21 protein-coding genes and 1 pseudogene are annotated in these 18,152 nt (G+C 54.0%); 20 read left to right on the forward strand and 2 right to left on the reverse strand.

Going from position 1 to position 18,152, the window contains the following annotated elements:
- Positions 1–111: 111 nt before the first annotated feature.
- The 5 genes from ACESSZ_RS11400 to mobQ all read left to right on the forward strand — a co-directional run bounded on the left by ACESSZ_RS11400 (position 112) and on the right by mobQ (position 3,504).
- Entirely contained in the window at positions 112–525 is a 414-nt protein-coding gene (locus ACESSZ_RS11400; RefSeq protein WP_024724760.1) for an RNA polymerase sigma factor, read from the forward strand.
- Positions 526–628: 103 nt separating this feature from the next.
- Positions 629–1,081, forward strand: coding sequence for a sigma-24 (feci) (locus ACESSZ_RS11405; protein ID WP_024724759.1), 453 nt, complete (start codon positions 629–631; stop codon positions 1,079–1,081).
- 10 nt (positions 1,082–1,091) lie between these two features.
- Positions 1,092–1,553 (forward strand): RNA polymerase sigma factor, encoded by a 462-nt coding sequence (locus tag ACESSZ_RS11410; protein ID WP_024724758.1) that lies wholly within the window; start codon positions 1,092–1,094, stop codon positions 1,551–1,553.
- Between the two features lie 28 nt (positions 1,554–1,581).
- Entirely contained in the window at positions 1,582–1,872 is a 291-nt protein-coding gene (locus ACESSZ_RS11415; RefSeq protein ID WP_024724757.1) for a DUF3847 domain-containing protein, read from the forward strand.
- A gap of 186 nt (positions 1,873–2,058) precedes the next feature.
- A complete protein-coding gene (gene mobQ, locus ACESSZ_RS11420) occupies positions 2,059–3,504 on the forward strand; it encodes a MobQ family relaxase (protein WP_025653847.1) in 1,446 nt (481 codons plus the stop codon).
- A 77-nt stretch (positions 3,505–3,581) separates the two neighbouring features.
- Here mobQ and ACESSZ_RS11425 read toward each other — a convergent pair whose 3' ends face one another.
- Both ACESSZ_RS11425 and ACESSZ_RS11430 read right to left on the reverse strand, forming a co-directional pair.
- On the reverse strand, positions 3,582–3,872 hold the full coding sequence (locus ACESSZ_RS11425) for a type II toxin-antitoxin system YafQ family toxin (RefSeq protein WP_002596328.1): 291 nt from the start codon (positions 3,870–3,872) through the stop codon (positions 3,582–3,584).
- Positions 3,869–4,147 (reverse strand): type II toxin-antitoxin system RelB/DinJ family antitoxin, encoded by a 279-nt coding sequence (locus ACESSZ_RS11430; RefSeq protein WP_005924829.1) that lies wholly within the window; start codon positions 4,145–4,147, stop codon positions 3,869–3,871. Before ACESSZ_RS11430 ends, ACESSZ_RS11425 begins: the two co-directional genes overlap by 4 nt.
- Before the next feature lie 126 nt (positions 4,148–4,273).
- On the opposite strand from ACESSZ_RS11430, the gene ACESSZ_RS11435 reads away from it, so the two are divergent.
- The 15 genes and pseudogenes from ACESSZ_RS11435 to ACESSZ_RS11505 all read left to right on the forward strand — a co-directional run.
- Positions 4,274–4,672, forward strand: a complete 399-nt coding sequence (locus tag ACESSZ_RS11435) for a cysteine-rich VLP domain-containing protein (RefSeq protein WP_024724755.1) — start codon at positions 4,274–4,276, stop codon at positions 4,670–4,672.
- Positions 4,673–4,785: 113 nt separating this feature from the next.
- Positions 4,786–5,520, forward strand: a complete 735-nt coding sequence (locus ACESSZ_RS11440) for a phage replisome organizer N-terminal domain-containing protein (protein WP_014081139.1) — start codon at positions 4,786–4,788, stop codon at positions 5,518–5,520.
- Positions 5,517–6,380 carry an ATP-binding protein gene (locus ACESSZ_RS11445; protein ID WP_024724754.1) on the forward strand — a complete coding sequence of 288 codons (864 nt, stop codon included), beginning with the start codon at positions 5,517–5,519 and terminating at the stop codon, positions 6,378–6,380. Before ACESSZ_RS11440 ends, ACESSZ_RS11445 begins: the two co-directional genes overlap by 4 nt.
- A 64-nt stretch (positions 6,381–6,444) precedes the next feature.
- A complete protein-coding gene (locus tag ACESSZ_RS11450) occupies positions 6,445–6,618 on the forward strand; it encodes a transposon-encoded TnpW family protein (protein WP_431978759.1) in 174 nt (57 codons plus the stop codon).
- A 77-nt stretch (positions 6,619–6,695) separates the two neighbouring features.
- A complete protein-coding gene (locus ACESSZ_RS11455; RefSeq protein ID WP_024724752.1) occupies positions 6,696–7,061 on the forward strand; it encodes a hypothetical protein in 366 nt (121 codons plus the stop codon).
- An 86-nt stretch (positions 7,062–7,147) separates the two neighbouring features.
- Positions 7,148–8,044 (forward strand): annotated as a pseudogene (locus ACESSZ_RS11460) (VirD4-like conjugal transfer protein, CD1115 family); the annotation flags it as partial.
- Positions 8,045–8,142: 98 nt separating this feature from the next.
- The gene (locus ACESSZ_RS11465; protein ID WP_002578752.1) at positions 8,143–8,355 is read left to right on the forward strand and encodes a Maff2 family protein; all 213 of its coding nucleotides are present in this window, start codon (positions 8,143–8,145) and stop codon (positions 8,353–8,355) included.
- A gap of 11 nt (positions 8,356–8,366) precedes the next feature.
- The gene (locus ACESSZ_RS11470) at positions 8,367–9,233 is read left to right on the forward strand and encodes a VirB6/TrbL-like conjugal transfer protein, CD1112 family (RefSeq protein ID WP_025483366.1); all 867 of its coding nucleotides are present in this window, start codon (positions 8,367–8,369) and stop codon (positions 9,231–9,233) included.
- 14 nt (positions 9,234–9,247) lie between these two features.
- Positions 9,248–10,039 (forward strand): DNA-methyltransferase, encoded by a 792-nt coding sequence (locus tag ACESSZ_RS11475; protein ID WP_499842811.1) that lies wholly within the window; start codon positions 9,248–9,250, stop codon positions 10,037–10,039.
- Positions 10,040–10,056: 17 nt separating this feature from the next.
- The gene (locus tag ACESSZ_RS11480; protein ID WP_432206373.1) at positions 10,057–10,620 is read left to right on the forward strand and encodes an MT-A70 family methyltransferase; all 564 of its coding nucleotides are present in this window, start codon (positions 10,057–10,059) and stop codon (positions 10,618–10,620) included.
- An 11-nt stretch (positions 10,621–10,631) separates the two neighbouring features.
- Complete coding sequence (locus ACESSZ_RS11485; RefSeq protein ID WP_499842812.1) at positions 10,632–11,678, forward strand: DNA cytosine methyltransferase; 1,047 nt, start codon at positions 10,632–10,634, stop codon at positions 11,676–11,678.
- Between the two features lie 61 nt (positions 11,679–11,739).
- Positions 11,740–12,135 (forward strand): PrgI family protein, encoded by a 396-nt coding sequence (locus ACESSZ_RS11490; protein WP_025483362.1) that lies wholly within the window; start codon positions 11,740–11,742, stop codon positions 12,133–12,135.
- Positions 12,083–14,452 (forward strand): VirB4-like conjugal transfer ATPase, CD1110 family, encoded by a 2,370-nt coding sequence (locus tag ACESSZ_RS11495; protein WP_416352014.1) that lies wholly within the window; start codon positions 12,083–12,085, stop codon positions 14,450–14,452. The genes ACESSZ_RS11490 and ACESSZ_RS11495 overlap by 53 nt, the downstream gene beginning before the upstream one ends.
- Entirely contained in the window at positions 14,433–16,091 is a 1,659-nt protein-coding gene (locus tag ACESSZ_RS11500) for a C40 family peptidase (RefSeq protein ID WP_499842813.1), read from the forward strand. The genes ACESSZ_RS11495 and ACESSZ_RS11500 overlap by 20 nt, the downstream gene beginning before the upstream one ends.
- A 630-nt stretch (positions 16,092–16,721) precedes the next feature.
- The coding region (locus ACESSZ_RS11505) for a reverse transcriptase domain-containing protein (protein WP_074105439.1) at positions 16,722–18,152 on the forward strand (1,431 nt) is incomplete at its 3' end.

Genomic DNA, 18,152 nt, shown 5'->3' on the forward strand with positions numbered 1-18,152 from the left:
ATACCTGTGGGGCCGTAACATCGGGCCAGCATGGCCCGAACTCTGGCCCCAGTGCCGTTCTCCGCCGCCCCATTCAGATTTACCAAAAAAATCTGAATGGAGGAAAGGCAGATGGAAGTTACCATCAATTATAACGGACAAGCTGTGGCCGTGGAGGTTACGCTGGAAGTCTATGAATTTCTTGACCGGGCCGATCATAAAACGGAGAACCTGTTCCATGAACAGCGGCGGCATTGGGACGGGCGGGAGTTTGACGAGTACATAGCTTTTACCGAGGGCGTGGGCGTTTACAGTGAAACGCCGGAGGAATACCTTTGCCGCATGGAAACGCTGCATGAGCTGATGGCTGTTCTGGACACCTGTACCGAGGCCCAGCGCCGCCGGTTCCTGCTCTATGCGCTTGACGGGCTGAGCCTTGCAGAGATCGGTGTGCTGTGCGGCTGCTCCAAAGTGGCTGTTTATCAAAGTGTGGAGGCGGTCAGAAAAAAATTTATAAATTTCTTTGAGAACAGGCTTAACGAATGACCTGTTTTCGGGCTATCAAGTGAAAGGGATCATTTCCCTTATCTCAGCGAGAGGCGGACAGCGGACAAGCTGCCCGCCTCTCCGATTTTCAGGAGGTAAGCCTATGAAAACAATCAATCTGCGGTGGATGTATCCCCACTACCGGCATGACGAGTTTGTAGAGGTCAGCGACGAGGTCTGGGAGGCCATGCGGCAGGCCCAGCGCGAGATGAACAACTATGAGCGCCGGAAGGTCTACCACCGCGCCTGGTACTCCCTGGACGCATATAGCTGGACGGAGAACTACGCGCTGGAACACGGCAGATCGCCGGAGGATATTCTGGTGGAGCGTGAGGAACGGGCCGCCCGCCTGCGGCTGGTTGCCGCCTTGCCGGTGGCTCTGGCTCATGCCACTCCGACACAGGCCCGCTGTGTTCACGCCTACTACATTGCTGGTATCAAGCAGCCGGAAATCTCCCGGAGAGAGGGCATCCACAGCAGCAAGGTCAGCGTTGCCATCCGTCGAGGTCTGCGGAATATGCGCCGCTGCTATGATGGCCTTTTTCAAACAGAGTGAGGGCGTGCCTATGCAGACCATCAATCTCAAACAATATTATCCATTTTGCAAAGAGGACATTTTTGTGGAGGTGTCCGATGAGATCGTCGAAGCGTTTCTTCTGGACAAGAGAGCCGAGGCCGCCAGAGATCGCAAGATGTTCCGGTATAAGGCGTTTTATTCCCTCGATTGTAACGATGGAATCGAAAATGCCGCCATCGGCTGGGCGCAGCCATCGCCGGAAGACTACCTGATAGAAAAAGAAGAATTAGCCGAATACGAAGAATTGATACGGCGATTGTACGAAGCCATTTCTTCCCTGCCGCCTATGCAGGCTCGCCGTGTCCATGCCCGCTATATGCTGGGTATGAAAGTGAAAGATATTGCCGCAATGGATGGTATCACACCATCACAGGCGGGAAAATCCATCCACGCTGCACTGCGGAGGCTGCGCCGGTACTTTGCTCGACAGAAATGGACGGTCAATCTATGAGTATTTTCAAAGAAAAGAGGTGCCTGACATGAACGAAAAAATTACAGCCCACCCCTCAAAAGAAGAACGGGAGAAAGTCCTGAAGGAGATCCGGCAGCTTGAAAACCGAAAGAAGATTTTGGAGAACAAGCAGCGGAACGAAGAACGCAGGGTTCGTACCCGCCGCCTGATTGAGCGCGGAGCCATTTTGGAGGGTATTTTTCCGCTGGCCTCCAACCTTTCCGGCGCAGAGGTCAAAACATTTCTGATTGCCCTGTCCCATCTTCCGGGGGCTGCGGAATTGACTGCAAACCTGCCAAAATCCGGGGACACGCCATAAGTCCCTTGTTTACAAGGGCGCACTTATACACCGTTGCCGGTGTCGTGCGCCCTGCCGGGGCTGTTGCGTACTTCGTCCGCGATGGGAAGCTACGCTCCCCAAACCCCTTGTGCGCTCTGCACAGCCAAACACCCGCTTTGCGTTTGTTCGGCTCCACAGAGCCTATTATCCCCTCACTGAAAGGAGGTGTTCCCCATAGATTTCTGTCATATCCCCGTCAGTATTATCAAGCGCAGCGCAGGCCGTTCTGCCGTTGCCGCAGCTGCTTACCGCAGCGGAACCAAGCTGACAAATGAATGGGACGGAATGACCCACGACTACACCCGGAAAGGCGGCATTGTTCATGCGGAGATCATGCTGCCTGCCCACGCCCCGCCGGAATTTGCAGACCGATCCACCCTCTGGAACAGCGTGGAGCAAATTGAGAAAGCAAGGGACAGCCAGCTTGCCCGCGAGATTGAGGCAGCTCTGCCCCGCGAACTGTCCAGAGAACAGCAGCTTGCCCTTGTCCGGTCCTATGTGAAGGACAACTTTGTGGACAAGGGGATGTGCGCCGATTTTGCTATCCATGACAAGGGAACCGGCAACCCTCATGTCCATATCATGCTGACGCTCCGGCCTCTGAAAGAAAATGGACAGTGGGGCGCAAAGTGCCGCAAGGCATACGATCTGGACGAGAATGGACAGCGTATCCCGGATGGGAAAGGCGGCTGGAAAAATCATCGTGAGGATACAACCGATTGGAACGATAAAGGAAATGTGGAGATTTGGCGGGCAGCGTGGGCAGCCTACACCAACCGGGCGCTGGAATCTGCCGGTAGACCGGAGCGCATTGACCACCGTAGCTACAAGCGGCAGGGCATTGATAAAATCCCCTCTGTCCATCTGGGGCCAGCTGCCAGCCAAATGGAAAATCGCGGTATCCGCACCGACAAGGGGGAAGTAAACCGACAGATCGCCGCCGACAACAAACTGCTGAAAGAAATTAAAGCCCGCATTACCCGTCTTTATCGCTGGTCGAAAGCCGAAACGGAAAAACCACAAACACAGCAAAGCAGCTTGACAGCTTTGTGGGAGGCTCAGCAGCAGTTGAACGCTCCCCACACCCGCACCGGCAAAATCCGGGCTTTGCAGGAAAGCGCTGCACTATTCAGCTTTTTGCAGGCAAACGGCATCCAGTCTATGCAGCAGCTTCATGAAAAAATCGCTGATATGAACAGCCGTTACTATGACCTGCGCGGAAAGATCGTCAAGGCTGAGCGCCGGATCGCCATTCTTACCGAACGCGGGGAGATGTGGGAACAGTACAACCAGTACAAGTCCATCCACAAGCAGCTTGCCAAAGTAAAGCCGGAAAAACGGGAACAGTTTGAACAGCGCCACAGCCGGGAACTGATTCTGTATGATGCAGCGGCCCGGTATCTGAAAGAACTGAAAGACAGCGGCGAGGCAATCACCCCAAAGGCATGGCAGCGGGAAATCGACCAGCTGGCCGCTGGAAAGCAGACGGACACGCTTGCCATGAAATCCATGCGGGAGGATTTGAAAGCAGTGGAACGGCTCCGCAAAACCGCCGAGCAGCTGTCCAGACAGGAACGGGACAAGTCTCACGATCGGGAGCCGGAGCGGTAAGGGCTACCGCGTTTCACGACATACTTTTGCACACAGAAAAACCGCCGTACAGGTTTCCCCATACGGCGGCAGACTGTTTATTTGCCGAACAAGTCGCTGTGTGTGCCGGTGCGGGCCAGCGTCAGCACCAGAACATCATCTTCTATGCGGTAGACAAGCAGCCAGTCCGGGAGAATGTGACATTCCCGATGGCCTGCCCAATCGCCGGACAGGTCATGGTCACGGTTCTTATCTGGCAGCGGTTCGCCCATCGCCAGCAACGCTACGACCTGCTCCAGCAGCTCGATCTTCAAGCCACGCTTGATGGCTCGTTTGTAGTCTTTTTTGAAACTGGTCGTGTACTTGACGGTATATTTGGTTTCTTTCATCTTTTCAGGTCAGCAAATAACTCGTCAAGGTCATTGTAGCCCTTTACAGACGGGTCTTTTGCAATCCTTTCCGCTTCCAGCATGGCAGCAACCGTTTCCTTGTTCGGCTGTTCCAGCCTTACTTCAAAGGGAATGCCGCCTTCACGAAGCGACTGGCGCACAAAGATGTTAAACGCCGTAGTCAGGTTCATGCCAAGTTCAGTAAACAGTGCGTCCGCTTGCGCTTTCAAATCTGCGTCCATGCGGATACTGATGTTTGTGGTATTTCCAGCCATACGATCAACCCCTTTCTGCTGACAATTATAGTATATGCCATTTGCACGAAGAAAACAATACTTTGCACGAATATTTAACAATAAATTCATTCAAGGAGGTTACCGGCTTTATGAAAGAAATCATTTATGAAGAACAACAAGACTGAACCTATCCCTGTCATGGATTACCGCCAGTATCGCAGAGCGCGGAGGCTGGTGCATGAGTGCTGTAACTACATCGACGGAAACTGTATCGCCCTGGACGATGGGGAGGAATGTGTCTGTGTCCAGTCTATTTCCTACTCCCTGTTGTGCAGGTGGTTTCGGGCGGCGGTATTGCCGCAGGATAAGGAACTGGAAACGGCGCTGTTCCACCGGCTGAATGCTAAGAAATGTGCCGTATGCGGGGCGCTGTTTACTCCCGGCTCCAACCGAGCCAAATACTGCCAGGAATGTGCCGCGTGCATGAAGCGGATCAACGCCGCAAAGCGCAAGCGGAAACAACGGGAGAAATGTCACGCTTTAGGGGCCGAAAGACCCTTGTAAATCAAGGCTTTTTTCGAGGGTGTCAACGGTAAGCTGATAGATTTATCCTCTGACCCCTAAAACGGCCTTAAAATGCGTACAGAATCCCAAGAGAAACCCCAAGGAGGAACCCTATGTCAGACAACCGAAAATATTATTACCTGAAACTCAAAGAAAACTATTTTGACGATGATTCCATCGTGCTGCTGGAAAGTATGCAGGATGGTGTGCTATATTCCAACATTCTGCTCAAGCTGTATCTGAAATCGCTGAAACATGGTGGACGGCTTCAACTTGACGAGGACATTCCTTACACGGCGCAGATGATCGCCACCATTACCCGCCAGCAGATCGGCACTGTGGAGAGAGCCTTGCAGATCTTTTTGAAGCTGGGTCTTGTGGAAGTGCTGGACAGCGGCACATTCTACATGAGCAACATCGAACTTTTAATAGGCCAGTCCTCTACCGAGGCCGAGCGAAAGCGGGCTGCAAGGCTTCAAAATAAGGCTCTTTCTGCGCCCCGGACAAACGGCGGACATTTGTCCGACATTCGTCCACCAGAGATAGAGATAGAGTTAGAGAAAGAGATAGAGATAAAGAGAGAGATAGAGAAGGGACGCTCCGCCCGCGCCTATGGCCGTTACCAGAATGTTTTCCTGACGGACGAGGAACTGGCAGACTTGCAGGCCAGCTTTCCCACCGTATGGGGCCAGTACATCGAAAAGCTGTCCGAGTACATGGCCTCTACCGGCAAGCGGTATCAGAGCCATGCCGCGACCATCCGGCGCTGGGCCGGTGAGGACGCGAAGAAAGCAGCCCCGCCCACCCGCAACCGGGATTACAGCGTAAAGGAGGATGAAACCGTATGATGGAGATTACCGCAGAAATCCGGGCGCTGATCGACAAGGCAGCCGCCGGTATGGAACTGGCCGGGGACGAGTACATAGACCCGGCAGACGGCCTCATTCACTGTAAAAAGTGCGGCGGCCAGAGGCAGACCGTTGTGCCATGCTTTGGGAAACCCGACTACTTTATGCCGCGCTGCATCTGCCAGTGCCAGCGGGAGGCTGAGGAGCAGCGTAAGGCCGCCGAGGAACGGCAGCGCCGCATGGAGCGTATCAAACGCCGAAAGGCACAGGGCTTGCAAGACCGCTATCTCTATGACTACACCTTTGCCAACGACAACGGCAAAAACCCATTGATGGACAAGGCCCGCGCCTATGTGGAGAACTGGAAGGAGGCATATAAAAACAACACCGGCCTGCTGTTGTTCGGGGATGTGGGAACCGGCAAGTCTTTTTTCGCCGGATGTATTGCCAATGCCTTACTTGACCAGGATGTGCCTGTGCTGATGACGAACTTCCCCACCATCCTGAACCGCCTGACCGGGATGTTTTCCGAGGACAAGGCCGACTTTATCGCCAGCTTTGATGAGTACGACCTGCTTATCATTGACGATCTGGGTGTAGAGCGCAGTACCGAATATGCTATGGAGCAGATGTTTTTCGTCATCGACAGCCGCTATCGCAGCCGCAGGCCCATGATTATCACAACAAACTTGAAACTGTCCGAGCTGAAAAACCCGCCTGATCTGGCCCACGCCCGTATCTATGACCGTATTCTGGAACGGTGTGCGCCGATTCTCTTTGACGGGAAGAATTTCCGGGAAGAAAATGCCGGTGCTACCCGACAGACAGCAAAAGACATTGTAAACAGTAAGCACGACTGATTTTTTACCGGGCGGCACAGACCCGCTCAAAGAAAGGAGCGCCATGAACAAAGAACCCCGTACTATGCAGGCGGCAGACGCCGCTACTGTGTCCAGAGCGCCGGAAAACACGCCAGCGATGGTAAAGAAAATCGGCAAGACAACCTACAAGGTTCATGTCCATTTCAGCAATACCAGCACAGAAACCATGAGCGATAAAATCAAGCGTATGCTCAAAAATGAAATTCAGCAGATGTGACAGACTGATAAACGAAGCCGCCTTGTGCTAAACTGATGATGGTACGCACCAAAATTTTTGTCAAGGAGGACACGAAAATGCTTTACACAGAAAAAGAGAAGCATGAAATTGAACGAGTAAAGGAGATCTTTGCGGAACATCTGCGGCAAAGCCCTGATTTTGAACTGCTCTGGTCGGACAAGGTAGGCTATGTCTGGCTGGCGATTGGCGTCAATCCAGTCTATGTGGATACCGGTATCAGAATCGAATCAGCCGCCGATCTCTGCGGCAGGTGTTTGGATGATGTTGCTACGGATGTTTTATATATGACAGGCAACGATCATGCACTGGAAGCAGCCGATCCGCTGGAATTGGCCGAAATCAAGCGGCGCTGGGAGCCATATATCAACCAGCTGCCAGACTATGCGTATCTCTGCAAAGACCTGCTGAACGGAAAAATGTAATCTATCAAACGAGGTGTCAGGAGCCATACGGTGCTTCTGGCACCTTTTTTGTGGATTTTTTGTGAATTTGATGAAAAAGTCCTTGACAATTTGTCTCTGGCAAGACGGCCAAAAGTATTCTGATCTCCTGCGGCTCCCGGCTGGCCCCCTTTGACATCCCCCAGCTTAGGGAGATCATGAGCTATGACGAGCTGGGGCTTGACCGTATCGGAGATCGGAAAACGGCGGTGTTCTTCACCATTTCCGACACCACGCCAACCTACAACTTCCTTGTGGCTCTGGCTTTTTCGCAGATGTTCAACCTGTTGTGCGAGAGGGCCGACAATGTTCATGGGGGCCGCCTGCCCCATCATGTGCGGGTGCTGTGGGACGAGGCGGCCAATACAGGGCAGGTGCCCAACCTGGAAAAGCTGGTGGCCGTTATCCGTTCCCGTGAAATATCGCTGACGCTCTTTTACCAGCAGATGGCGCAGTGCAAGGCCATTTATGACAAGCACGCGGAAACGATCATGGGAAATATGGACAGCGTGGTTTTCCTGGGTGGCAGGGAAAGCTCCACCATCAAGGAGATTTCGGAAAACTGGCTGGGGAAGTCCACCATCTATATGCAGACGGACGGGCGCTCCAAAGGCCAGTCAGAAAGCTACAACCAGAACACCCAGCGGCTTGGCCGGGAGCTGATGACTCCCGCCGAGCTTGCCACCATGCCGGGGGATCGCTGTATTTTACAGCTTCGGGGCCTGCCCCCGTTCTATTCCCCAAAGTACGACTTGAAGCAGCACCCCAACTACAAATATACGGCTGAGGCCGATAAAGTGAAAAACGCCTTTTCCCTCGATCAGCTCATCAACCGCCGCAGGCGGCCTGGGCTGAATGAGGCTTGTGAGGTGTACGAGGCAGACGGGACAGACACAGGGCCCATAGGCGAGGACGAGGACATCCTCAACTATGACGATGTGGATGACCCGGACGCCTATGTATAAATCCCACTTCTGGACAAAGTGTCCAGAGGTCGTAACCTGCCGCCAGAAATGGCGGCTTTTTTCATAGCCGGGGGCTCCCCCGGAGAAATGGAGGCTCTATGCAGTTTTTTTCTTCCGCGATTGATACTTTGCAGACCCTTGTTGTTGCCCTCGGCGCTGGTCTTGGCGTGTGGGGCGTTGTCAATCTGCTGGAGGGCTATGGATCGGATAATCCTGGCTCAAAAAGCCAGGGCATGAAGCAGCTCATGGCGGGCGGCGGCATCATCCTGCTGGGCACCACCTTGATCCCCCTGCTGTCCGGGCTGTTTTAAGGTAACGGCTTATGGATTTTCTCACCGACTGGCTCACAAACTGGCTCAAAGAGCTGCTGATTGGCGGGATCATGGGCAACCTGGAGGGGCTCACCGATTACGTCAACGCCCAGGTCGGGGAGATTGCGGTACAAGTGGGGACTACCCCGGCGGCTTGGAACGCCGGGGTTTTCTCCCTTATACGCCAGCTTTCCGAAACGGTGATCTTGCCGATTGCCGGTCTGGTGCTGACCTTTGTTGCCACCTATGAGCTGATACAGATGCTTTTGGAAAAGAACAATATGCACGAGTTTGATGTGGCGAATATCTATAAATGGATGTTCAAAACGGCTTGTGCCATTCTCATCCTGTCCAACACCTTTAATATCGTTATGGCGGTGTTCGATGTGTCGCAGTCCGTGATCGCCCAGGCGGGCGGGCTCATCCAGGGCTCCACGGACATCACGCCGGATATGATGGCGGAGCTGGAAACCACCCTGGAGGGCATGGACTTGGGGCCGCTTCTCGGCCTGTGGCTCCAATCCTCTATTATCGGTGTGACCATGTGGGCGCTGGGCATTGTCATTTTTGTACTGGTCTATGGCAGGATGTTGGAAATCTATTTGCTGACCAGCTTGGCCCCCATCCCTATGGCTACCCTGGCCCACCGGGAGGTGGGGCAGACGGGCCAGAATTATCTGCGTTCCCTGTTCGCCGTGGGCTTTCAAGGGATGCTCATTCTGGTATGCGTTGCCATCTATGCGGTGCTCGTCCAAGGGATCGTCACCAGCGGAGATCCCATTGGGGCGATTTGGGGCATTGTGGGCTACACAGTTTTGCTCTGCTTTATGCTGTTTAAGACGGGCGGCATCGCCCAGCGCATCTTCGGGGCGCATTGAGAGGAGGCGCTTCAATGGAAAAAACGACATTCGATACCTCTGGACAAAGTGTCCAGAAGCCCCCGGAGGGCCTGTTCCTGCAAGACGGCATCGCGGGGCTGCGCTCTCTGCCCCGTCATTCGGTGGATATGCTTTTGACCGATCCGCCCTATGGCACCACCCGGAACTTTTGGGATGTGCCGCTGCCCCTCCCGGAGCTGTGGGAGGCGGTGAAATGGGCCGTCAAGCCGGAGGGGGCGGTGCTGTTCTTCGCACAGTGCCCCTATGATAAGGTGCTGGGGGCTTCCAACCTCCCCATGCTCCGCTATGAATGGGTGTGGTACAAGAGCCGGTGCACAGGTTTCCTCAACGCGAGGCGGGCCCCGCTGAAAAAGACGGAGAATATTCTGGTGTTCTATCAGAAACTTCCGCTTTATAACCCGCAGTTTGAACAAGGTAAGCCCTACAAGAAAATCGCGGGCAACCGTGGGGACAGCACCAACTACGGAAAGTTCATCCGCTCCGGCAGCGGATCGGAGGACGGCCTGCGCTTTCCCGGAAATGTGCTGGCCTTTCCCACCGTCCAGCGCACCGTCCATCCCACGCAAAAGCCTGTGGCGCTGAGCGAGTATTTCATCAAGACCTATACCCGGCCCGGCGAGGTGGTGGCGGACATCTGCGCTGGCTCTGGCACAACGGCAGTGGCTGCCCTCAACACAGGCCGCCGCTTTATTTGTTTTGAAACTGTCCCGGCCTACTACGCTGCCGCCAGTGAGCGCATCCGTGCGGCGCGGGCAGCGGTGGAGGCTGGGGAGAAAGGAGTTTAACTATCGGACGCTATTCTATCATTTATGCCGATCCCCCCTGGCGCTACACAGCGAAAAAGGTACAGGGGGCGGCGGAAAACCATTACCCCACCATGAGCATATCGGAGCTATGCGCGTTGCCTGTGGCCGACCTTGCGGCCAAGGACAGCGCGCTTTTTTTGTGGGCCACATTCCCGCAGCTCCCGGAGGCCCTGCGGCTGATCCAGGCGTGGGGCTTCACTTATAAAAGCGTGGCTTTCGTCTGGCTCAAACAAAACCGCAAGTCCCCCGGCTGGTTTTACGGCCTGGGCTTTTGGACACGGGGCAACGCGGAGGTCTGCCTGCTGGCGACACGGGGACACCCCAAACGGCAGGCGGCAAATGTCCATCAGTTTATCATTTCCCCTGTTCGGGAGCACAGCCGCAAGCCGGAGGAGGCCCGTGAAAAGATCGTGGCCCTTATGGGCGACTTACCCAGGGTGGAGCTGTTCGCAAGACAGTCCCCGCCCGGCTGGGACGTGTGGGGAAATGAGGTGGAGCCCACGATCCCGGACTTCTGGACAAAGTGTCCAGAGGAGGCAGATCAAAAGGAGGGCTTGTGAGCGGGCTCACTTTGGGGAGCCTGTTTGACGGGATCGGGGTTTTCCCCCTGGCGGCGTCGCGGTGCGACATCCGCCCCCTGTGGGCAAGCGAGATCGAGGCCGCCCCTATCTCTATTACCCGGCGGCACTTCCCGGATATGGCCCACCTGGGGGACATCACCAAACTGGACGGCGGGGCCATCCCTCCCGTCCATGTGCTGACCTTTGGCTCCCCCTGTCAAAATCTTTCACAGATCGGCAGGCGTGAGGGGCTGGACGGCACCAAATCCGGCCTGTTTTTTCACGCCATCCGTATCATTCAAGAAATGAGAAAGGCCACCAATGATCTATATCCAGTTATCTCTGTTTGGGAAAACGTCATGGGAGCGTTTTCTTCAAATGACCGGATGGACTTTAGAGCCGTCCTATCCGCTTTCACAGACACCGAAATTTCAATGCCTGCTTCGGGAAGATGGGCAAACGCCGGAATGGTGCGAGGGGGATGCCCCGATCTCGCATGGCGGCTCCTGGATGCCCAGCATTGGGCAAGGCCCCGGCTGGCCCGACGCCAGCGCGTCTTTCTTGTGGCAGACTTTGGAGGGCGGCGTGCTCCCGAAATATTGTTTAAGCCCCGCCCAATGCTCCCACTTCCTGCGCCTTGCACAGCGGGCGGGCTGCCCGCCCCCGGCGGAGATCGAGGCCCTGTTCTTGAAACAGGGGGGCGCGTACCCGTCACCAGACCCTTTCAAGGGTTCCGTATGCGGGGAGCCGCCAAGGAGGGGGAACAAACAGCGTTCCAAAACAGTTTCGGATTTCCAACTGACCCTTTTCCCACTCTGTTAGCCGGTACGGTGACACCGTTCGCTTTTTGGTACGAGGACGATCCGGCAGGCGGCTGTATTCGTTTCCCTACGGAATTGGAATGTGAGCGGCTGATGGGCTTGCCGGAGGGGTGGACGAAGTACGGGGCTGACGGCAGGGAGATCAGCGCGTCCCAGCGGTACAAGGCCCTGGGCAACGCCATCGCCCTGCCCTGCGCGGAGTATATCATGGCGGGGATCGCGGAGGCCCTGCGTTAAAACTGCCTGGGCTTCTGGACAAAGTGTCCAGAAGTGGCCGGGCCGGAAAGGAGTGATCAAAATTCCCTATGTGAATGTTCCCAACGATCTGTCAAAGGTCAAAACCAAACTTGCCTTTAATCTGACGAAACGCCAGCTTGTGTGCTTCGGGATCGCGGCGGCGGTGGGCGTCCCGTCCTATCTGTTGGCCCGGAGCTCCATCGGCAACACCGGGGCCATGTTCCTTATGATGGCGGTGGCGCTCCCCGCATTTTTGCTGGCTATGTATGAGAAAGACGGGCTCCCGCTGGAAAAGGTGGTGCGAAACATCATCCGGGCCCGTTTCCTGCGGCCTGGGGTGAGGCCCTACCGAACAGAAAACATTTACGCCCCGTTCACCCATCGGGGCGCTGCGGGAAAGGAGGATGCGATTGCAGAAAGCAAAAAATCAAAAGCGCGGCCCCGGAAAGGCCGCTGACCGGAAAGCTGCGTTGTCTGCCCAGCAGACGATCCCTTATCTGGTGATGCACCCGGACGGGGTGTGCCAGCTCCCCGGCGGGCTCTATACAAAGACGGTGGAATATGAGGACATCAACTATTCCGTGGCAAGCACCGAGGATCAGACGGCGATTTTCGGCGGCTGGAGTTCGTTCCTCAATTACTTTGACACCTCTTTGCCGTTCCAGCTCTCCTTTATCAACCGCCGCTCCCGTTCCCGGAACAAATACCGGGTGAACATCCCCCAGGCCCAGGATGACTTCAACAGCGTCCGGGCCGAATTTACCGGGATGCTAAAAAACCAGATTGCCCGGTCAAACAACGGGATCGAGCGGTCAAAATATATCACCTTTGGGCTCCCCGCCGATGGGATCGGGGAGGCCCGGCCCCGGCTGGAGCGTGTGGAGGCCGATGTGACAGGCAATCTCAAACGGCTGGGGGTACCTTCGGAGCCCCTGGACGGGCGGTCACGGCTGGCCCTGCTCCACAGCCAGATGCACCCCGGCAGCCGGGAGCCGTTCCGCTTCTCCTGGCAGGACATTCCCAAAACAGGGCTGGGTACCAAAGACTATATCGCCCCGGACAGCTTCGACTTTAGGCAGTCCCGCCTGTTCCGGGTGGGCCAGTATTGGGGCGCGGCTTCCTATTTGCAGATCATGGCTTCGGAGCTCTCCGATAAGCTCCTGGCGGAAATCCTGGAGCTGGACGCAGAGCTGACCGTGACCATGCACATCCAGACGGTGGATCAGCTCAAGGCCATTAAAACGGTAAAAGGCAAGCTGTCCGACATTGGAAAAATGAAGGTGGAGGAACAGCGCAAGGCGGTGCGGGCCGGGTATGATCCCGACATCCTGCCCCCCGACCTCATTACCTTTTCCAAAGACGCGGCGGAGCTGCTGGCCGACCTGCAATCCCGCAACGAGCGGATGTTTCTGCTGACTTTTACGGTGGTGAACATCGCCCCCACCCGCCAGCGGCTGGAAAATGATATTTTCACGGTGGGCGGCATCGCGCAGAAATACAACTGTGCCCTAAAGCGTCTGGACTGGCAGCAGGAGCAGGGCTTTGTGTCCTCCCTGGCCCTGGGCTATAACGAGGTGGAAATCCAGCGGGGCATGACGACCAGCTCCACGGCGATTTTCATTCCCTTTATGACCAGGGAGCTGCGGATGGCGGGGCCGTCCCTCTACTACGGGATGAACGCCCTTTCCCACAATGTCATCATGGCTGACCGGAAAAAGCTGAAATCGGCCAACGGCCTGTACCTGGGCTCTACCGGATCGGGAAAATCCTTTGCGGCAAAAAGGGAGCTCCTAAACGTGTTCCTCACCATCCCCCAGGACAGAATTTTGATCGTCGATCCAATGGGCGAGTATGCCCCGCTGGTGCGGCGGCTGGGCGGGCAAGTCATTGAGATCGCCCCCGGTTCTCCCAACCATATCAACCCTATGGACATTCGGCTGGATATGGATGAGGACGAGAGCCCGCTTTCAATGAAAGCGGATTTTTTGTTGTCCCTGTGCGAGCTGGTGGTGGGCGGCAAGGATGGTTTACAGCCTATCGAAAAGACGGTGATCGACCGCTGTGTGCGGCTCATCTACCGGGATATGGCCCTGGGGATCGGGGACAGCAAGCCGCCCTTGCTCCAGGACTTGTATGAGGAGCTTCTGAAACAGCCGGAGCCGGAGGCCCGGCGGGTGGCAACCGCCCTGGAGCTCTACTGCACCGGCTCCCTCAACCTGTTCAACCACCCGACCAATGTGGACTTGACCGCCCGCGTGGTGTGCATCGTCCTCAAAGGGCTGGGGGAAAACCTGCGGAAGATCGCCATGCACATCACCAACGATTTTGTCACTTCGGCGGTCAACGTGAATTTCCACAACGGCATTTCGACCTGGTGCTACTTTGACGAGTTTCACATTTTGCTCCGGGATGCCCTCACCGCCAGCTACTTTGTGGCCGTGTGGAAGATGCTCCGCAAAAAGGGCTGCGTCCCCAGCGCACTTACGCAGAATGTGAAAGACCTGTTAGCCAGCCGGGAGATCGAGGCCATTTTGGACAACACCGACTTTATGATCCTGTTGGCCCAGGCCCAAAGTGACCGGGCGATCCTGGCAAAGCAGCTCGGCATTTCCGAGCACCAGCTTTCCTATATCACCCACAGCAATTCCGGCGAGGGCCTGCTGTTCTATGGGGATGTGACCATCCCCTTTGTTGACCGTTTCCCCAAAGGGGAGATTTACAACCTGCTCACCACCCGCCCGGAGGATTTGAAGAATGAAGCGAAAACCGAATAGGCCAAAACAAGAGCCAATGGAACGCCCAGGCTCCTGGGAGAGCACCGCCGATCCTGGCGAGGCCGCTGGGGGCGGCTCCCCAGGTGATGCTGGGGCTGCGGACAGCGGCACCTCTGGACAAAGTGTCCAGAAGTCAAAATTTCGGCAAAAGAGCCAGCAGGAACAGGCCGCCGCGTCCAAGCTCCGTATGGAAAAGCGCGGGGAAAAGCTGGAGGCGGCCAAAGATAAGCTGGCAAAGCAGAAGCCACCCAAAAAGCCCGGCCCGGTGAGGCGGGTGGGCCGGGCCGCTGGCGGTACGGTTCACGGCTTCGTGCATGGCAAGCTCTTTGAGGTGGAACAGGAGAATGTGGGCACCGAGGGAGCCCACCGTTCCGAGCTGGCGGGTGAAACCGCCCTGCGGCATGGCTCCCGCTTCGTCAAGAAGAAAATCCGGGAACACCCGGCAAAGGCTGTCCAGCGGGCGGAGTCCAAATATATCAAGGCTGCGGCGGATCATCAGTTCCGCGTGGCGGCCCAGGAGCACCCGGAGCTGGAGAAAAATGCCTGGAAACGGTTTTGGCAGAAACGGCAATACCGCAAGCAGGCACGGCAGACCGCCAGGGCTGGGGCGGCAAAGGCGGCAAAACAGACTGCCGCCGCCACGGAAAGAGCCGGAGCCCAGGCGGTGGGCTTCATCAAGCGGCATCCCGTGGGGGTGCTCCTGGCCCTGGCCTGTGTGCTCCTGCTCTTTATCATGCAGTCCTGTTCGTCCTCCCTGGTGATGTTTGGCAACTCCGGCGCGGGGGCCGTGGGCGCTACCACCTATCCATCAAAGGATGAGGACATCCTGGGGGCTGAGGCCGCCTATGCGGATATGGAGGCGGAGCTGCAAAACTACCTGGACACCTACGAAAGCACCCACGACTATGACGAATACCATTTTGACCTGGACGGGATTGAACACGATCCCTATGTGCTCATCTCCATCCTCTCTGTGCTTCACGAGGGGGAATGGACGCTTGCCCAGGTACAGGGCACCCTGGAAATGCTCTTTGACCGCCAATACATTCTCACCGAGGATGTGGTGGTGGAGGTGCGCTACCGGACGGAAACCCGCACAGACAGCGAGGGCAACGATTATGAGGTGGAAGTCCCGTATAACTGGTATATCTGCTATGTGACGCTGGAAAACAAAAGCCTTTCCCATCTCCCCCTGGAGCTTATGGGCGAGGAGGAGCTGGCCCGGTATGCCCTCTATATGTCCAGCCTGGGCAACCGGCCCGACCTGTTCCCGGAGTCCGGGTATGTGGACAAATACACGAAACCGCCCGCCGACTACGATGTGCCGGAGGAATATCTGGACGATGAAACCTTTGCGGCTATCTTGGGCGAGGCGGAAAAGTACCTGGGTTATCCCTATGTGTGGGGCGGCAGCTCCCCCGCCACTTCCTTTGACTGCTCCGGCTTCGTATCCTGGGTGATCAATCACTCCGGCTGGGATGTGGGCCGCCTGGGGGCCCAGGGGCTCTACAACATCTGCACCCCCACCAGCGTGCCCCGCCCCGGCGATCTGGTCTTTTTTGAGGGTACCTATGATACAAGCGGCGTTTCCCACTGTGGTATCGTGCGTCCAGAGGGACGAAAGTTAGAAGTAGATTAAAGAAAGGGGGACAGAAAAAAAAAAAAAAAAAAGGCACTACCCCGTAAGATAACACGGGAAACCACCTGCCTAACCGAAAGGTGAAAACTGTACGGGAAAATAGCACGGCAGGAAAGCAGAAAGTTGTTCAAAGACAATAGAGCACGACTGAACTGCAAGGTTAAGTGAATATGAGGATAAAACTAGATTTGTTGAATGTGAGTTCCAAACCTCTGTTACGTGTGGACACAGGAAACTTGTCTGAAACCTGTGGTATGAGTAACGCTGAAAATAAATGCCTTTCAGTGGGTTATCAATTAACTCATACGGTACGCTGGAGAACCAGTAGTAACGGAACGAAAGCATATCCGACAATTCACACCAGCCTACTACTTTCGTCAACTGGAGATTACCTAAACCAGAATGCCTACAATGGCTATGTGTAATGCTCTTGTAGTGATAAATCACAAGGCTATGCTAAGTGAGATGACGCTGAAAATCTGGCAAGGTAACGGAGCTTTCATAGTAGTCTGAGAACCCTGAAAAGACAGGGAAAGCCGTAAAATCGGATACGGGAAAACCGTTCACATGGCGAAGGAAAGCAGTCTTAGCGAATTAAAATTAGAAATTGATTAGGGAGGAAAACCTCAAATGAAACCAACAATGGAGATTTTAACCAAATTACAGGAAAATTCAAAAAAGAACCATGATGAAGTATTTACAAGGCTCTATCGATATTTACTCCGTCCAGATATATACTATGTTGCATATCAACACCTCTACTCCAACAAAGGAGCAGGAACAAAGGGTGTAACAGACGACACAGCGGACGGTTTTAGCGAAATATATATTGAAAATATCATTGAAGCCTTAAAAAATGAAATGTATCAACCAAAACCAGTAAGACGTACATACATCAAAAAATCAAATGGCAAAATGCGTCCCTTAGGACTGCCTGTCTTTACTGATAAGCTGATACAGGAAGCAATACGCATGATATTAGAAGCAATCTATGAGCCTATTTTTTCAGACTACTCTCACGGTTTCCGACCAGCAAGAAGTTGTCATACTGCTCTTGCTCAAATAAAAAAAGAATTTACAGGAGCACGCTGGTTTATAGAGGGCGACATAAAAGGGTGCTTTGATAACATCAATCATGCGGTACTTGTGGAAATTATCAATCAGAAAATTAAAGATGCACGTTTTCTGAAACTCATTCGTTCATTCTTAAAGGCAGGTTATATGGAAGATTGGAAATACCACAAAACATATAGCGGTTGCCCTCAAGGTGGCATCATTTCGCCTATTCTTGCGAATATCTACCTTAATGAATTAGACCGTCACGTAATGAAGATAAAGAAAGAGTTTGATGTGGCAACAAAGGCACGTTATACACCAGAATATACAAAACTGGTAGGACTACGCCAAAGATTACACAACAAAATTAAAAATAGCAACGGTATAGAAAGAGAAAAGCTGATTGAAGAATATAAATCTGCAACGGCTCAAATGCTCAAACTACCAGCGAAGCAATGTGACGACAAGAAAATAAAATATGTGCGTTACGCTGATGATTTCCTAATAGCTGTGAATGGCAATCGACAGGATTGTGAGAAGATTAAGCAAGAACTTACAGAATTTATAAGTACCACATTAAAAATGGAACTTAGTCAAGAAAAAACTCTGATTACACACAGTAATACTCCTGCTCGTTTTCTCGGATATGATGTCAGAGTACGCCGTGACCAGCAGATTAAACCAAAAGGAAAATTCAAAACCCGTTCTATGAATAACAAGGTGGAATTGAGTATTCCATTCAAAGACAAGATAGAGAAATTTTTATTTTCAAATGGAATTGTAAAGCAGAGGTCAGACAATGGGAAATTAGAACCTATACACCGACCACAACTGCTTAATAGGACAGATTTGGAAATAGTGACTATTTATAATGCAGAATTAAGAGGTATCTGTAATTATTATGGGTTGGCAAGCAATTTTAACAAGCTAATCTATTTCAATTATCTTATGGAATATAGCTGTTTGAAAACACTTGCAGGAAAGCACCGTTCCAAAGTTTCTAAA

The sequence above is a fragment of the Eubacterium sp. 3_1_31 genome, assembly GCF_964249515.1.
Lineage (GTDB): Bacteria > Bacillota_I > Bacilli_A > Erysipelotrichales > Erysipelotrichaceae > Longicatena > Longicatena caecimuris.

What these genes read in the sequence shown, in the direction of transcription:
- ACESSZ_RS11400 (WP_024724760.1), top strand. Translation starts at nt 112, where the DNA reads ATGGAAGTTACCATCAATTATAACGGACAAGCTGTGGCCGTGGAGGTT.
- ACESSZ_RS11430 (WP_005924829.1), bottom strand. Translation starts at nt 4,147, where the DNA reads ATGGCTGGAAATACCACAAACATCAGTATCCGCATGGACGCAGATTTG.
- ACESSZ_RS11500 (WP_499842813.1), top strand. Translation starts at nt 14,433, where the DNA reads ATGAAGCGAAAACCGAATAGGCCAAAACAAGAGCCAATGGAACGCCCA.
- ACESSZ_RS11455 (WP_024724752.1), top strand. Translation starts at nt 6,696, where the DNA reads ATGCTTTACACAGAAAAAGAGAAGCATGAAATTGAACGAGTAAAGGAG.
- ACESSZ_RS11440 (WP_014081139.1), top strand. Translation starts at nt 4,786, where the DNA reads ATGTCAGACAACCGAAAATATTATTACCTGAAACTCAAAGAAAACTAT.
- ACESSZ_RS11450 (WP_431978759.1), top strand. Translation starts at nt 6,445, where the DNA reads ATGCAGGCGGCAGACGCCGCTACTGTGTCCAGAGCGCCGGAAAACACG.
- ACESSZ_RS11410 (WP_024724758.1), top strand. Translation starts at nt 1,092, where the DNA reads ATGCAGACCATCAATCTCAAACAATATTATCCATTTTGCAAAGAGGAC.
- ACESSZ_RS11435 (WP_024724755.1), top strand. Translation starts at nt 4,274, where the DNA reads ATGAAGAACAACAAGACTGAACCTATCCCTGTCATGGATTACCGCCAG.
- ACESSZ_RS11475 (WP_499842811.1), top strand. Translation starts at nt 9,248, where the DNA reads ATGGAAAAAACGACATTCGATACCTCTGGACAAAGTGTCCAGAAGCCC.
- ACESSZ_RS11495 (WP_416352014.1), top strand. Translation starts at nt 12,083, where the DNA reads ATGCGATTGCAGAAAGCAAAAAATCAAAAGCGCGGCCCCGGAAAGGCC.
- ACESSZ_RS11415 (WP_024724757.1), top strand. Translation starts at nt 1,582, where the DNA reads ATGAACGAAAAAATTACAGCCCACCCCTCAAAAGAAGAACGGGAGAAA.
- ACESSZ_RS11405 (WP_024724759.1), top strand. Translation starts at nt 629, where the DNA reads ATGAAAACAATCAATCTGCGGTGGATGTATCCCCACTACCGGCATGAC.
- ACESSZ_RS11470 (WP_025483366.1), top strand. Translation starts at nt 8,367, where the DNA reads ATGGATTTTCTCACCGACTGGCTCACAAACTGGCTCAAAGAGCTGCTG.
- ACESSZ_RS11425 (WP_002596328.1), bottom strand. Translation starts at nt 3,872, where the DNA reads ATGAAAGAAACCAAATATACCGTCAAGTACACGACCAGTTTCAAAAAA.
- ACESSZ_RS11465 (WP_002578752.1), top strand. Translation starts at nt 8,143, where the DNA reads ATGCAGTTTTTTTCTTCCGCGATTGATACTTTGCAGACCCTTGTTGTT.
- ACESSZ_RS11445 (WP_024724754.1), top strand. Translation starts at nt 5,517, where the DNA reads ATGATGGAGATTACCGCAGAAATCCGGGCGCTGATCGACAAGGCAGCC.